At 66.2% G+C, this 12,679-nt stretch carries 14 protein-coding genes; 4 read left to right on the top strand and 10 right to left on the bottom strand.

Annotated features, from left to right (window positions below; genetic code table 11):
* Positions 1-25: 25 nt before the first annotated feature.
* From KIT25_04770 to moaA, 3 genes are read left to right on the top strand one after another with little or no spacing between them, the layout of a single operon-like run.
* Positions 26-1,063: a ligase-associated DNA damage response exonuclease gene (locus tag KIT25_04770; GenBank protein UYN96264.1), complete on the top strand. Its 1,038-nt coding sequence runs from the start codon at positions 26-28 to the stop codon at positions 1,061-1,063.
* Positions 1,064-1,066: 3 nt separating this feature from the next.
* Positions 1,067-2,680, top strand: a complete 1,614-nt coding sequence (locus KIT25_04765; GenBank protein ID UYN96263.1) for a cisplatin damage response ATP-dependent DNA ligase — start codon at positions 1,067-1,069, stop codon at positions 2,678-2,680.
* On the top strand, positions 2,677-3,669 hold the full coding sequence (moaA, locus tag KIT25_04760) for a GTP 3',8-cyclase MoaA (GenBank protein UYN96262.1): 993 nt from the start codon (positions 2,677-2,679) through the stop codon (positions 3,667-3,669). The genes KIT25_04765 and moaA overlap by 4 nt, the downstream gene beginning before the upstream one ends.
* A gap of 7 nt (positions 3,670-3,676) precedes the next feature.
* On the opposite strand, the gene KIT25_04755 is transcribed toward moaA, so the two are convergent.
* The 3 genes from KIT25_04755 to KIT25_04745 all read right to left on the bottom strand — a co-directional run bounded on the left by KIT25_04755 (position 3,677) and on the right by KIT25_04745 (position 5,858).
* Positions 3,677-4,597, bottom strand: coding sequence for a DMT family transporter (locus tag KIT25_04755; GenBank protein UYN96261.1), 921 nt, complete (start codon positions 4,595-4,597; stop codon positions 3,677-3,679).
* A gap of 66 nt (positions 4,598-4,663) precedes the next feature.
* Entirely contained in the window at positions 4,664-5,380 is a 717-nt protein-coding gene (locus KIT25_04750) for a gamma-glutamylcyclotransferase (protein ID UYN96260.1), read from the bottom strand.
* A gap of 10 nt (positions 5,381-5,390) precedes the next feature.
* Positions 5,391-5,858, bottom strand: a complete 468-nt coding sequence (locus KIT25_04745; GenBank protein ID UYN96259.1) for a MaoC family dehydratase — start codon at positions 5,856-5,858, stop codon at positions 5,391-5,393.
* 234 nt (positions 5,859-6,092) lie between these two features.
* Here KIT25_04745 and KIT25_04740 point away from each other — a divergent pair, with 234 nt between their 5' ends.
* Positions 6,093-6,917: an enoyl-CoA hydratase gene (locus KIT25_04740; protein UYN96258.1), complete on the top strand. Its 825-nt coding sequence runs from the start codon at positions 6,093-6,095 to the stop codon at positions 6,915-6,917.
* An 8-nt stretch (positions 6,918-6,925) separates the two neighbouring features.
* Here the strand turns inward: KIT25_04740 and KIT25_04735 are convergent, their stop codons facing one another.
* The 7 genes from KIT25_04735 to KIT25_04705 all read right to left on the bottom strand — a co-directional run bounded on the left by KIT25_04735 (position 6,926) and on the right by KIT25_04705 (position 12,598).
* Positions 6,926-7,723 carry an ABC transporter permease gene (locus tag KIT25_04735; GenBank protein UYN96257.1) on the bottom strand — a complete coding sequence of 266 codons (798 nt, stop codon included), beginning with the start codon at positions 7,721-7,723 and terminating at the stop codon, positions 6,926-6,928.
* Between the two features lies 1 nt (position 7,724).
* Entirely contained in the window at positions 7,725-8,546 is an 822-nt protein-coding gene (locus KIT25_04730) for an ABC transporter ATP-binding protein (protein UYN96256.1), read from the bottom strand.
* A complete protein-coding gene (locus tag KIT25_04725) occupies positions 8,546-9,580 on the bottom strand; it encodes an ABC transporter substrate-binding protein (protein UYN96255.1) in 1,035 nt (344 codons plus the stop codon). Before KIT25_04725 ends, KIT25_04730 begins: the two co-directional genes overlap by 1 nt.
* Before the next feature lie 65 nt (positions 9,581-9,645).
* Positions 9,646-10,641, bottom strand: coding sequence for a crotonase/enoyl-CoA hydratase family protein (locus KIT25_04720; protein ID UYN96254.1), 996 nt, complete (start codon positions 10,639-10,641; stop codon positions 9,646-9,648).
* Positions 10,529-10,861 carry an EamA family transporter gene (locus KIT25_04715; protein UYN96253.1) on the bottom strand — a complete coding sequence of 111 codons (333 nt, stop codon included), beginning with the start codon at positions 10,859-10,861 and terminating at the stop codon, positions 10,529-10,531. The genes KIT25_04720 and KIT25_04715 overlap by 113 nt, the downstream gene beginning before the upstream one ends.
* Complete coding sequence (locus KIT25_04710) at positions 10,858-11,886, bottom strand: glycosyltransferase family 2 protein (GenBank protein UYN96252.1); 1,029 nt, start codon at positions 11,884-11,886, stop codon at positions 10,858-10,860. The genes KIT25_04715 and KIT25_04710 overlap by 4 nt, the downstream gene beginning before the upstream one ends.
* Entirely contained in the window at positions 11,879-12,598 is a 720-nt protein-coding gene (locus KIT25_04705) for a methyltransferase domain-containing protein (GenBank protein ID UYN97819.1), read from the bottom strand. Before KIT25_04705 ends, KIT25_04710 begins: the two co-directional genes overlap by 8 nt.
* Positions 12,599-12,679: the final 81 nt, after the last annotated feature.

Below are 12,679 nucleotides of genomic sequence, written 5' to 3'. Positions count from 1 at the left end.
TGACAGGTAGGATGCCTCGCGCTCGATGACGACCGACACTGTCCTGAACCCCACTCCTGTGAATCCCAGGGCCTGGCTCTATCCCACGCCGCGCGGCCTCTATTGTGAGCCCGGCGACTTCTATGTCGACCCCGCCGTGGCGGTGAACCGGGCCGTGATTACGCACGGCCACGGCGACCATGCACGGCCGGGGCATCGCGCGGCGCTCGCCACGCCCGAGACGCTCGCCATCATGCGCGCGCGCTTCGAGGATATGCCCGATACGGCGCAACAGCCGCTGAAATATGGCGAGAGCGTGCGGATCGGCGAGGTCGACCTCAGCCTGATGCCGGCCGGCCATATCCTGGGCTCGGCGCAGGCGGTGCTGGACTATCGCGGCCAGCGCATCGTCGTCTCGGGCGACTTCAAGCGCCGGCCCGACGCCACCTGCCCGCCCTTCGAGCCGATCCCCTGCGACGTCTTCATCACCGAGGCGACCTTCGCGCTGCCGGTATTCCACCATCCGTCGGACGCCGGCGAGATCGGCAAGCTGCTGCGTTCGGTCACCACCTTTCCCGAGCGCACGCATCTGGTGGGCGTCTATTCGCTCGGCAAGTGCCAACGCGTCATCAAGCTCCTGCGCGCCGCCGGCTGGGACAAGCGATTGTGGCTGCATGGCAGCCTGATGCCGCTCTGCAAGCTCTACCAGGAGCACGGCGTCGATCTCGGTGACATCGCCCTCGTCTCGGACGCCATCCTCGAGACCTTCAAAGGCGCCATCGTGCTCTGCCCGCCCTCGGCCCTGGCCGACCGCTGGGCGCGACGCTTCGCCGATCCACTGCCGGCGGTCTGCTCGGGCTGGATGCGCGTGCGCGCCCGCGCCCGCCAGAGCGGCGCCGAGCTGCCGCTGGTGATCTCGGACCATGCCGACTGGCCCGAGCTCTGCCAGACCCTAAAAGATGTCGCTCCCGGCAAGGTCTGGGTGACGCATGGCCGCGAGGAGGCGCTGGTCCACATGGCGCGCTCGATCGGATTGGACGCCGAGGCGCTGCACCTCGCCGGCCGCGAGGAAGAAGGCGCCTGAACCGTGCAGGCCTTCGCCGAGTTGCTCGATTCGCTGTCCTATCAGCCAGCGCGCAACGCCAAGCTCAGGCTGATCGAGACCTATCTGCGCGAGGTGCCCGATCCTGACCGTGGCTGGGCGCTGGCGGCGATGACAGGTGGCCTGGATTTCCCGACGGCCAAGCCGGCGCTGCTGCGCGGCTTCGGCGAGGACAAGATCGGCGGCGAGCTGTTTCACTGGTCCTACGACTACGTCGGCGATCTCGCCGAGACATTGGCGCTGGTCTGGGAGAGCGATCCGAGTTCAGGGCCGCCACCCGCGTTGGGCGAGGTCGTCGAGACGCTGCAGCGCGCGACCAAATTGCAGACACCGGGCATCCTCAAGCGCTGGCTCGACTCGCTCGACGCGACGGGACGGTGGGCACTCCTGAAGCTGTTGACCGGGGCCCTGCGGGTCGGCGTCTCGGCGCGGCTGGCCAAGCAGGCCGTCGCCAACATCGGTGACAAGCCGGTGAACGAGGTCGAGGAGATCTGGCACGGCCTCACGCCGCCCTACCGGCCGCTGTTCGACTGGCTGCTGCACGAGGCGCCCAGGCCCAGCACCAACGCCGGTGGCGCCTTCCTGCCGCCGATGCTGGCCAACCCGATCGAGCGGCCTGAGCTCGATTCGCTCGACCCGGCGCACTTCCGTGCCGAGTGGAAATGGGACGGCATTCGCGTGCAGGTCGCCTCGTCGGACGGCATCAAGCGGCTCTACAGCCGCGCCGGCGAGGACGTGTCGGGCGCCTTCCCCGACATCATCGAGGCGATCGACTTCGAGGGCGTGTTCGACGGCGAGCTGCTGGTGCGGCGCGAGGAAGCCGTCGCGCCGTTCAACGACCTGCAGCAACGACTGAACCGCAAGGCCGTCACGCCCAGGATGCTGAAGGAGCATCCCGCCCACGTGCGCCTGTACGACGTGCTGTGGCTGGAGGGTCAGGACCTGCGCGCCCTGCCCTTCGACCAGCGCCGCACGCACCTCGAAGCCTGGATGGCGCTCAAGCCGCATCCGCGTTTCGACGTCTCGCCCCTGGTGCCCTTCGATACCTGGGAGAACCTTGCCAAGTTGCGTGAGGAGATGCGCGCCGACGGCATCGAAGGCGTGATGCTGAAGCGCGGCGACAGCCCCTATCTCGCCGGCCGGCCCAAGGGCCCGTGGTTCAAATGGAAACGCGACCCGCACCTCGTCGATTGCGTGCTGATGTACGCCCAGCGCGGCCACGGCAAGCGGAGCTCCTTCTACTCCGACTACACGTTCGGCTGCTGGCGCGAGGCAGCCGATGGCGGGCGCGAGCTGGCGCCGGTCGGCAAGGCCTATTTCGGCTTCACCGACGAGGAGCTGCGCTGGCTCGACAAGTGGGTGCGCGATCACACGACCAACCGCTTCGGCCCGGTCCGTGAGGTCGCACCCGATCTGGTGCTCGAGATCGCCTTCGACGGCATCGCCCGCTCGCCCCGGCACAAGTCCGGGTTGGCATTGCGTTTTCCGCGTATCCATCGCATCCGCAGGGACAAGCCGGCCGCCGAAGCCGATACGATCAACAATCTCCTGCGCCTCTTGCCGGAGAAGGCCCCCGACACCATTATCAGCGCGTCATGATCGATCCTTTTGGCCGGCATATCAGCTACTTGCGCGTCTCGGTGACGGACCGCTGCGACTTCCGCTGCGTCTATTGCATGGCCGAGGACATGACCTTCCTGCCCAAGGCTGAGGTGCTGTCGCTCGAGGAGCTGGAGCGGCTGTGCAGCGCCTTCGTCCGGCGCGGCGTCAAGAAGCTCCGCCTGACCGGCGGTGAGCCGCTGGTGCGCAAGAACGTGATGTCACTGTTCCGCGGCCTCGGTCGTCATTTGGAGACTGGCGCGCTCGAGGAATTGACCCTCACCACCAACGGCAGCCAGCTCGGCCGGTATGCCCGTGAACTGGCCGAGATCGGCGTGCGGCGGGTGAACGTCTCGCTCGACACGCTCGATAGGGCGAAGTTCCGTGAACTCACCCGCTGGGGCGACCTCGACCAGGTGATGCGCGGCCTCGACGCCGCACAACAGGCCGGGCTTAGGATCAAGATCAACGCAGTGGCGCTGCGCGGCGTCAACGACATGGAATTCAGCGAGCTGATCCGCTGGAGCCACGGCCGCGGCATGGATCTGGTGCTGATCGAAGTCATGCCGATGGGCGACATCGGCGGCGAGAACCGGCTCGAGCAATACCTGCCGCTGTCTCTGGCGCGCGCCGGTATAGCCCGTGAGTTCACTCTCACCGAAACCGACTATCGCACCGGTGGACCGGCACGCTACTTCACAGTCGAGGAAACGGGTGGACGGCTGGGCTTCATCACCCCGCTTACCCACAATTTCTGCGAGAGCTGCAACCGCGTGCGGTTGACCTGCACGGGAACGCTCTACATGTGCCTCGGCCAGGACGATGCCGCCGACCTGCGCGCGCCGCTGCGCGCCTCGACCAACGACGAACTGCTCGACAAGGCGATCACCGAGGCGATCGCCCGCAAGCCCAAGGGCCACGACTTCATCATCGACCGACGCCACAGCGGACCGGCCGTCGGCCGCCACATGAGCGTCACCGGCGGCTGAGACGTCGTCAGGGAGCCGGCGGCGAACTGGCGCTCTTCAGCTGGGCGCGCCGCACGGCCTCGCGGTGCGAAATGTACAAGGCGCTGGCGAAGATCACGGCGGCACCGACGAAGGTCCAGACATCGGGCTGCTGGAAGAACAGGAAGTAGCCCAGCAGCGTGTTCCACAGCAGCGACAGGAAGCCAATCGGCTGCAAAAGCGTGATGTCGGCGAGTTGGTAGCCGCGCTGCTGGCAAATGTGACCGAGCGTGCCGCACAGTCCCGCGGCCAGGAACCACAGCACATCCGTCCAGCTCGGTGTCTGCCAGAACCACAAGGCGATGGGCGCCGAGCAGACGATGACGACGATGGTCTGCCAGATCACGATGGTGTTGGCGGAGTCCGAACGGGCGAGGCCCTTGGCCATCAGGTTCGAGGCCGAGAAGAGTGGCGTGCTGAGCAGGATGCAGAGCGCGCCGAAGCCGATCTCGCCAAAGCCCGGGCGGATGATGATCATGGCGCCGGCGAACCCGACCATAACGGCGATCCAGCGCCTGAGACGCACATTCTCGCCGAGGAACAGCGCGGCACCGATGGTGACGAAGATCGGGCCGGTGAATCCCAATGCCGTGATGTCGGCCAGCGTGGTAAGCGGCAGGCCGATGAACCACAGCATCATGCCGCCGGTGTGGATGACGCCGCGCGCGACGTGCAGGCCGGGTCGGTTGGTGTGCAGCGAACGATGCAGGCCGAGCCGCAGCACGATCGGCAGCAGAAACAGCGCGCCGAACACGTAGCGGAGGAACGCCATGACATAGGGATTGAGATGCTGCGCCGGAATCAGCGTGAAGACGTTGAGCAGGGCGAACAGCACACCCGATATGGCGATCCACAGGATGCCGCGCAGATTGGGCGGCAGGGCCAGCCAGCGATCGACGAACGAGGGCACGGCCGGACTATGTCACAAGCCGTGCACCGCCGGACAGGCCCGGGGGCGCCTTCCGAACGCGGCGGTTCAGGCGTCGCCGACGCCGATGCCGTTGGGTTGGACGGAGGCCTCGAGCCGGCTGCCGCGCAGCTTGCCGACGCGCTCCACCAGTTCCTCGAGGTAGGAATCGTGGATGCCGAGTGCCCGGGCGTGCGCGGCGGTGTTGGCGAGGTAGTCACGACAGGCGCCGCGGCGGCCCTCGGCGAAGGCGATGTGATGCGCCGCCTTCTCAATCGGCAGGTCGCCGCAATACTGGCAGTGGGTGGTGTCGACCACAAAGCTGATGACCGTCACGGTCCGGCCGTCGCGCAGGGTCGCCGGCAGCCAGCGCGCCTGATAGACGCCCGACAGCATCTCGCGGTTCCATAGGATGGCGAGCTCGCTGCGTACCTGATGGGGCGCCAGGCGGTAGGCCACCCCCTCGCAGCTACCGCCCGATTCGAGCGCCAGCATCAGCCCCGGCAGATCGGGAGTCCCGCGACCAAGCGGCACCCAGAAGCAGAAGGAACGCCGCCATCCCTCGAGCCGGCAAGCCGATGCCTCGGCGAATTCGATCGCCGGATTCCACATCAGCGAGCCGTAGGCAAAAATCCAGGCCTCCTCGCCCGGCGCGTAGCGCGCGAGGGCCTGCTTCAGGCTCGCTTCGCGCTCCTCCTGCGTGAGGAAAAAGTCGTAGCCCGCCTTGCGCGCATCGGCGACGATCTGCTCGATCCGTTCGGCACTCAACTCTTCGCGCTTCAGCAAGGCACGTCTCCTAGGCGCCATAAACGATGGACATGGTCTCGGCGACGCAGGCCGGACGCTCCTGTCCCTCGATCTCGATAGTCACCTGATTGGTGAGACGCACGGCACCGCCTTCCATGGGGTCGGCGGCCAGGAGCTTGGCGCGGGCGCGAACCTTCGACCCGGCCGGCACCGGGCTGGTGAAACGGACCTTGTTGCAGCCGTAGTTGATGCCGCGCTTCACGTTGTTGATGTGCGAGATCTGGTGATTGAGCATCGGGATCAGCGACAACGTCAGGAAGCCGTGGGCGATCGTCTTGCCGCCGGGCATCTCCTTCCTGGCCCGCTCGACGTCGACATGGATCCATTGATGGTCGCCGGTCGCATCGGCAAAGCGATCAATACGGTCCTGCGAAACCTCGACCCAGTCGCTCACTCCGATCTCCTGTCCCACGAACTTGTGCATCTCGTTGGGATGGGCGAATTCCCTTTTTGCCATTTCCTATCCTCAAGAGGTTCATTTTTCCTTTAGACTGCAAGGATAGCAGAAAATCTCCCTATAAGGTCAAATTTCCACCAGCCCTGTCAGCATTTTACCCTCTCATCTTAATGCCAAGCCGCAGCACGGACCGCGTCATTCGGGTGCCATTTGTAGCCTTTCGGTCCCATTTGTATCGTCGCTCAGGGCAATGCGCCGCACGAGTTGCAAAAACGCACAGGAGGAAACCCGTCGATGGCATACGAAACCGTTCTCTACGAGGTCAGCGAGCGCATCTGCACGATCACGCTCAACCGCCCGGACAAGCTCAACGCCTGGACACGGCAGATGTATTTCGACCTCAAGGACGCCATGCACACCGCCGGCGCCGACCCGGAGGTGCGCGCCATCATCCTGACTGGAGCGGGACGAGGCTTCTGTGCTGGCGCCGACATGGGCGGCCTGCAGGCGATCCAGGCCGGCGGCGGTTCATCCGACCGCTCGACCAAGGCCCAGCCCGACCTGCCCGGCGGCAGTTCCCTGGCCGAGTTCCGCATGAACTACTCTTACTTCCCGGCCATACCGAAGTTCATCATCGCGGCCATCAACGGGCCGGCGGCCGGGCTGGGGTTCGTGATTCCGCTTTATGCCGACCTGCGCTTCGCTGCGGAATCGGCCGTCTTCACTACCGCCTTCGCCCAGCGCGGCCTGATCGCGGAGCACGGCGTGAGCTGGCTGCTGCCGCGTCTGGTCGGCTTGCCGACTGCCCTCGACCTTCTCTGCTCGGCCCGCAAGTTCCACGCGCCCGAGGCCCTGTCCCTTGGCCTCGTGAGCCGCGTCATCGCCGACGACAAGCTGATGGGCGAGACCCGCGCCTATGCTCGCCTACTGGCCGACACCGTATCTCCGCGCTCTGTGACGGTGATGAAGCGCCAGCTGTGGGAATCCAGCTTCCAGACGCTCGCCGAGGCCACCGTGCAGGCCAACCACGAGATGGAGCTGTCGTTCCAGACCGCCGACTTCAAGGAGGGAGTCGCCCACTTCCTCGAGAAGCGCGCGGCCCGGTTCACTGGACGCTGACGGGCGGGTCAGATTTTCTCGGTCTCGCCGGCCCGCGGCTGCCACGTCATCAGACGGCGCTCGACGACGCCGACGCCGTTGTCGAGCAGGAGCGCGAAACCGGTGAGCACGAGGATTCCCGCGAACACGGTGTTGATGTCGAACGTCCCCTCGGCCTGCAGGATCAGGTAGCCGACACCGCGCGAGGAGCCAAGGTATTCGCCGACCACGGCGCCGACGAAGGCGAGACCGACCGCGTTGTGCAGGCTGGCGAACACCCAGCTCATCGCCGACGGCAGGTAGATCGAGCGCAGAAGCTGGCGCCTGGACGCCCCCAACATGCGTGCATTGGCGATCAGGTTCGGGCTGACTTCGCGCACGCCTTGGTAGACGTTGAAGAAGACGACGAAAAACACCAGCGTGACGCCGAGCGCCACCTTCGACCAGATGCCGAGGCCGAACCACACAGCGAAGATCGGCGCAAGGACGACGCGCGGCATCGAATTGAAGCCCTTGATGTAGGGATCCATGATCGCCGACGCCATGGGCGACAGTGCCAGCCACAGTCCGACCAGCAATCCGAACACCGCGCCGATCACGAACCCCAGCGCCGTCTCCAGCAGGGTGTAGCCGAGGTGGCCATAGATCTCGCCGCTCACGAACCAGTCGACGATGATCCAGAACACCTTCTGCGGCTCGCCGAAGAAGAAGGCGGCGCGATTCGGTTGCTCGAAATAGAACGGCGGGATCAGGCCGGGCGCCGTCATCGCGTACCAGAACAGGATGAGCGCGGCGAGCACGCCGAGCTGGAGCGCGCGCAGCTTCATGTCAGGCCGCCTTCTGGCGCTGGTAGGCCTTCAGCACCTCTTCCTTCATCGCTCCCCAGATCTCACGATGCAGGGTGAGGAACGCCGGCGTCATGCGGATCTCCTGCACGTCGCGCGGCCTCGGCAAGTCGACCTTGAAATCGCCGATGGGACGGGTGGCCGGGCCGGCCGAGAGCACGACGACGCGATCGGAAAGCGCGATCGCCTCCTCGAGATCGTGGGTGATGAACAGGACCGACTTCCTGTCCTCCGCCCAGAGCGCCAGAAGTTCGTTCTCCATGAGCTGGCGCGTCTGCACGTCGAGCGCCGAGAAGGGCTCGTCCATCAGCAGGATGTCCGGGCTGAGGATCAGGGTCTGTGCCAGTGCGAGCCGCTTGCGCATGCCGCCGGACATCTGATGCGGATAGCGGTCGCCGAAGCCGCCCAGCCCGACCCGTTGCAGCCACGCCTCGCCCTGCCGCACCGCCTCGGCGTGCGGCACGCCGCGGAATTCGAGCCCGGCGACGACATTATCGATGCCGTTGCGCCACGGCATCAGCGCATCGGCCTGGAACATGTAGCCTGCGCGGCGGTTCACCCCCTCTGCCGAGACCAGCGGCTTGCCGAACACCGACACGCGCCCCTGGGAGGGTTCGAGCAGGCCGGCAGCCACGTTGAGCAGGGTGGACTTGCCGCAGCCGGTTGGTCCGACGACCGACACGAACTCGCCTTCCGCGACAGCAAGAGAGGCATTCGCGACGGCGGTATAGGCTTCGCCGCCGTCACGGGCGGCGAAGCGGCAGGTGATGTCCTCCAGCGCGAGCGCCGGTCCGCCAACACTCATCAGCTGCGCTTGCCGGCCCGTTGGGCGAGCTCGTTGGTCCAGGTGGCGGCGAGGTCGATCTTGGCCGCCGCGATCTTGGGATCGCCCTCGGCCAGGAATTTGAGGCAGTTCGCCGGCCCCTCGGCCGGCATCATGCCGTCGGGCGAGATGGTGTCGCGCACGTTGGCGAAGGCCTTCTCGTAGACCGACTTGTCGCCCAGCAGATAGGCCTCGGGAACGACGCTCGACACGTCCGACGGCGTGGCCGTCTGCAACCACTGGTCGGCACGCACGATTGCGGTCGCCAGCGCCTGGGCCGTGCCCGGGGTTTTCTTCAGGAGATCGGGCTGGCCATAGAGGCAGGCCGCTGGCATCGCGCCGCCGAACAGCTCCTGGTTGCCCTTCATAGTGCGCGTGTCGACCATGATCTTGATGAGCTTCTTCTCCTGCAGGATGGTGAGTGCGGGATCGGCCTGTGAGATGCCGTCGACCTCGCCCTTCTCGATGGCCGCCACGACCGACGCGCCGGCACCAACACCGATCGCCACGATGTCGGTCGGCTTGAGACCGCCCTTGGCCGCCCAGTTGTTGACCAGCATGTGGGTCTGCGAGCCCGGCGCCGTGACGCCGAACTTCAGGCCCTTGATGTCGGCCGGTCCCTTGACCCGGGTGGCGACGTCGTTGCGCAAACCGATGGCAAGCTGCATGCCGCGGCCGATCAGGGCGAAGCCGACGATCGCCTGGCCGCGCTGCTGCATGCGGATCGTGTGCTCGTAGGCGCCGGCCACCACGTCCGCGCTACCGCCCATGAGCGCCTGCAGCGACTTGGCGCCACCCTGGAAGTCGTTGATCTCGACGTCGAGGCCGGCTTCCTTGAAGAAGCCCTTCTTCTCGGCGATCGTCAGCGAGAGATAGTAGAGTGCCGACTTGCCGCCGACGGCGAGCACGACCTTGCTCTTCTCCGGCTTGCCCTGCGCGCGCGCCACGTAGGGGGCGGCAATCAGAGCCGGCGTCGCGGCCAGAATTGCCCGACGCCGCATCTGCAGCTTGTTCATCGCTTCCTCCGAAGGATTCGTTGGCGGCGGAGATTGCCGTAACGGCTGCCGCCGGGCAACCGCGGCTACTTGAACGAACGTTCCTTCCACCAGGGGAAATAGGAGGGCATGCCGTCGCTCACTTTCATGGGGAAGCGTGCCGGGCGCTTCTCCAGGAAGGCGACCACGCCCTCCTTCACGTCGGCAGACTTGCCGCGCGCGTAGATGCCCTTGGAATCGACCTTGTGCGCTTCCATGGGATGATCGGCGCCGAGCATCTTCCAGATCATCTGCCGGTTCAGTGCGACCGAAACGGGCGCCGTGTTGTCGGCGATCTCGCGGGCCAGCGTATAGGCCGCCGTCAGGAGTTCGTCGGGCTTGTGCACTGAGCGGACCAGCCGGCCCCGGAGCGCCTCCTCGGCAGGGAACACCCGGCCGGTCATCACCCATTCCAGAGCCTGCTGCGGCCCGACCAGGCGCGGCAGGAACCAGCTCGAGCAGGCCTCCATGACGATGGCGCGCCGCGTGAACACGAAGCCGTAGCGCGCCGCCTCCGAGGCCAGTCGCACGTCCATCGCAAGCTGCATGGTGACGCCGACGCCGACCGCCGGACCATTGCAGGCGGCGATCGTCGGCTTCAGGCAGTCGTAGAGCCGGAGCGTGAGCAGACCGCCGCCGTCGCGGTGGCCGTCGAGCTCGGGATCGACCGGCCCCCTGTTCTCGGCATTGAAGGTGTTGGCACCGCCCGACAAATCGGCGCCGGCGCAGAAGCCGCGGCCTGCGCCGGTGAAGACGATGGCCCGCACGTCGTCGTCGCGATCGGCGCGATCGAGCGCGTCGAGAAGCTCCGACAGCATCTTGCCGGTGAAGGCGTTCAGCTTGTCGGGGCGGTTGAGCGTGATGGTGAGGATGCCGTCCCGAATCTCGTACTTGATCTGCTCGTAGGTCACACGCTTCCCCCGCCCGCCGTCACGTCTGGTTGATGAGCACGACACCGCCCATGATGAGGACGATGCCGCCGATCTGCTTGATGCCGAACGGTTCGCCGAAAAGGAAGTGCCCGAGCACCGCGACGATCGCATAAGAGAGCGACACGCTGGGAAAGGCCACGGAAACCGGGATCTTCCGCAGCGCGACGATGTAGAGAAATGCCGCCGAGCCGTAGAGCGCGAGGCCGGCCAGGGTCGACGGCCGCATCACCTGCGAGACGAAATCAGGCGCATCGGCGCCCGCCTTCAGCAGCATCTGGCCGGCGATGCCCGCCAGTATGCCGATGCCGAGCGCCACATAGTAGATCGTCATCGTTCAGGCTCCGCATTATCGGGCAAGCGATAGGGCCGCCCGCCGGCCCGGGTGTCGGCCAACGGCCGCTCGACGTCGAGTCCGGCCGCACCGCGGCGATAGACCTCGCGCACCAAGTACTGCGGCTTACGGTTGACCGCGAGGAACATGCGGCCGAGATACTCGCCGATCAGCCCGACCACGATCAGTTGCACGCCGGCCAGCACCAGCACCGCCACCATCAACGACGCCCAGCCCTGCGGCGGCTTGTTGGAGGAGATCGCCTCGACGATGACGATGATCGCCGCCAGTGCCCCCAGCGCGCCGAACGCGATGCCGAACAGAGTGGCGAAGCGCAATGGGATCACCGAGAAGTTCAAGAACATCGACAGCCAGAGCCGGAACAGGCGGGCCAGCGTGTAGTTCGATCGCCCCTCGGCGCGCGGCAGATGCGCCACCTGCAGACGGCCGACATTCTGCGTCACCTGGAAGATCAGGCCGTCGACATAGGGGTAGGGCCCTTCGTAACTCGCGACAATGTGCTCGCGCACGAAAGCGGAGACGCAGCGGAAGCTCGAGAGATAGAGTCCCTTCGGCTTGTCGATCAGGTGATCGGCGCACCAGTTCGTGAAGCGGCTGCCGAGATTTCGCCAAGCCGCATGCTTCTTCTCGTCGTAGTAGGTGTAGACGACGTCGTAACCGCCGTCGCGCGCATACTCGAAAAGCCGCTTCACCTCATCCGGCGGATTCTGCAAGTCGTCGTCCATGCTGATCGTGTAGTTGCCGCGCGCGCGCGCAAGGCCCGCCATCACCGCGTTGTGCTCGCCGTAGTTCCGGCTGAGACTGAGAACGATCACGGGTGCGCCAGGCTCGGCGGCGAGTCGCTTGCAAACATCGAGGCTGTTGTCTGGGCTGCCGTCGACGACAAGCACGATCTCGAGACCACCCTCGAGCTCCAGTGCGCGCAAGGCGCCGACCAGTTCGCCGACCGTGGCGGCGCCGTTGTAGACGGGAACGACGATCGACAGGGCGGGAACGTCAGCCATTGCGCGCAGCCACCACGATCAACGATCCGCCGAAGGGCAGGGAGAGGCCGGCCAGGATGACCGTGCGCTCGATCGCGAGCGCAGTGGAGAACAGCGCATCGAGCCAGCGCGGAAAGTCGCGCACGTCGCTTTCGGCCTCGGGTCGCTCTGTCAAGCGGTGCAACACCATCAGGGGAAACAACAGCGTATTCCAGTAGCTCGTTCGACGAACGGTAAAGCCATGTTCGGCCAGAAGGCGACGGGCCTGTCGGCGGGTGAAGCGCCGGACATTGTGCACGCGCCGGTCATGGGCGGACAACAGCCAGCCATAGGCCGGCAAGTTCAGGAGTGCAATGCCGCCGGGCTTCAGGCAACGGTGCGCCTCGGCAAGTGCCTGCGCCGGTTCGACACCCCCATGACAGAGCACGTCGAGCGAAACATAGGCGTCCAGCGCCTGGTCGGCGAACGGCAGGCGCAGCACGGTGCCCGCCACCACCGGGCGGCCCGACTTGTCGGCCGCCATGCCGGCCGCGACCGGATCGTACTCAAGACCGATGGCGACACCGTCGGACGGCAGGGCACCGAGCCGGGCCAGCATGCCGCCGGTTCCGCAGCCGGCGTCGAGAACCGACGGTGCCGCCGGCGAGGGGTCCCGCGGGCTGCGCGCCAGCAATCCCGCGACGAGAGCGCGCAGGCCGCGATACCACCACATGCGATCCTCGACCGCATGCATGCGCTCATACTCCGCCCTCTCCACGCCGCCTGATCTCCCGTGATTGCCGAATTCCCCGGCACTTATGATATCTTCGCCACG

The sequence above is a fragment of the Enhydrobacter sp. genome (assembly GCA_025808875.1).
Taxonomy (GTDB): domain Bacteria; phylum Pseudomonadota; class Alphaproteobacteria; order Reyranellales; family Reyranellaceae; genus Reyranella.
This window is presented reverse-complemented; position numbering and strand designations above follow the sequence as displayed.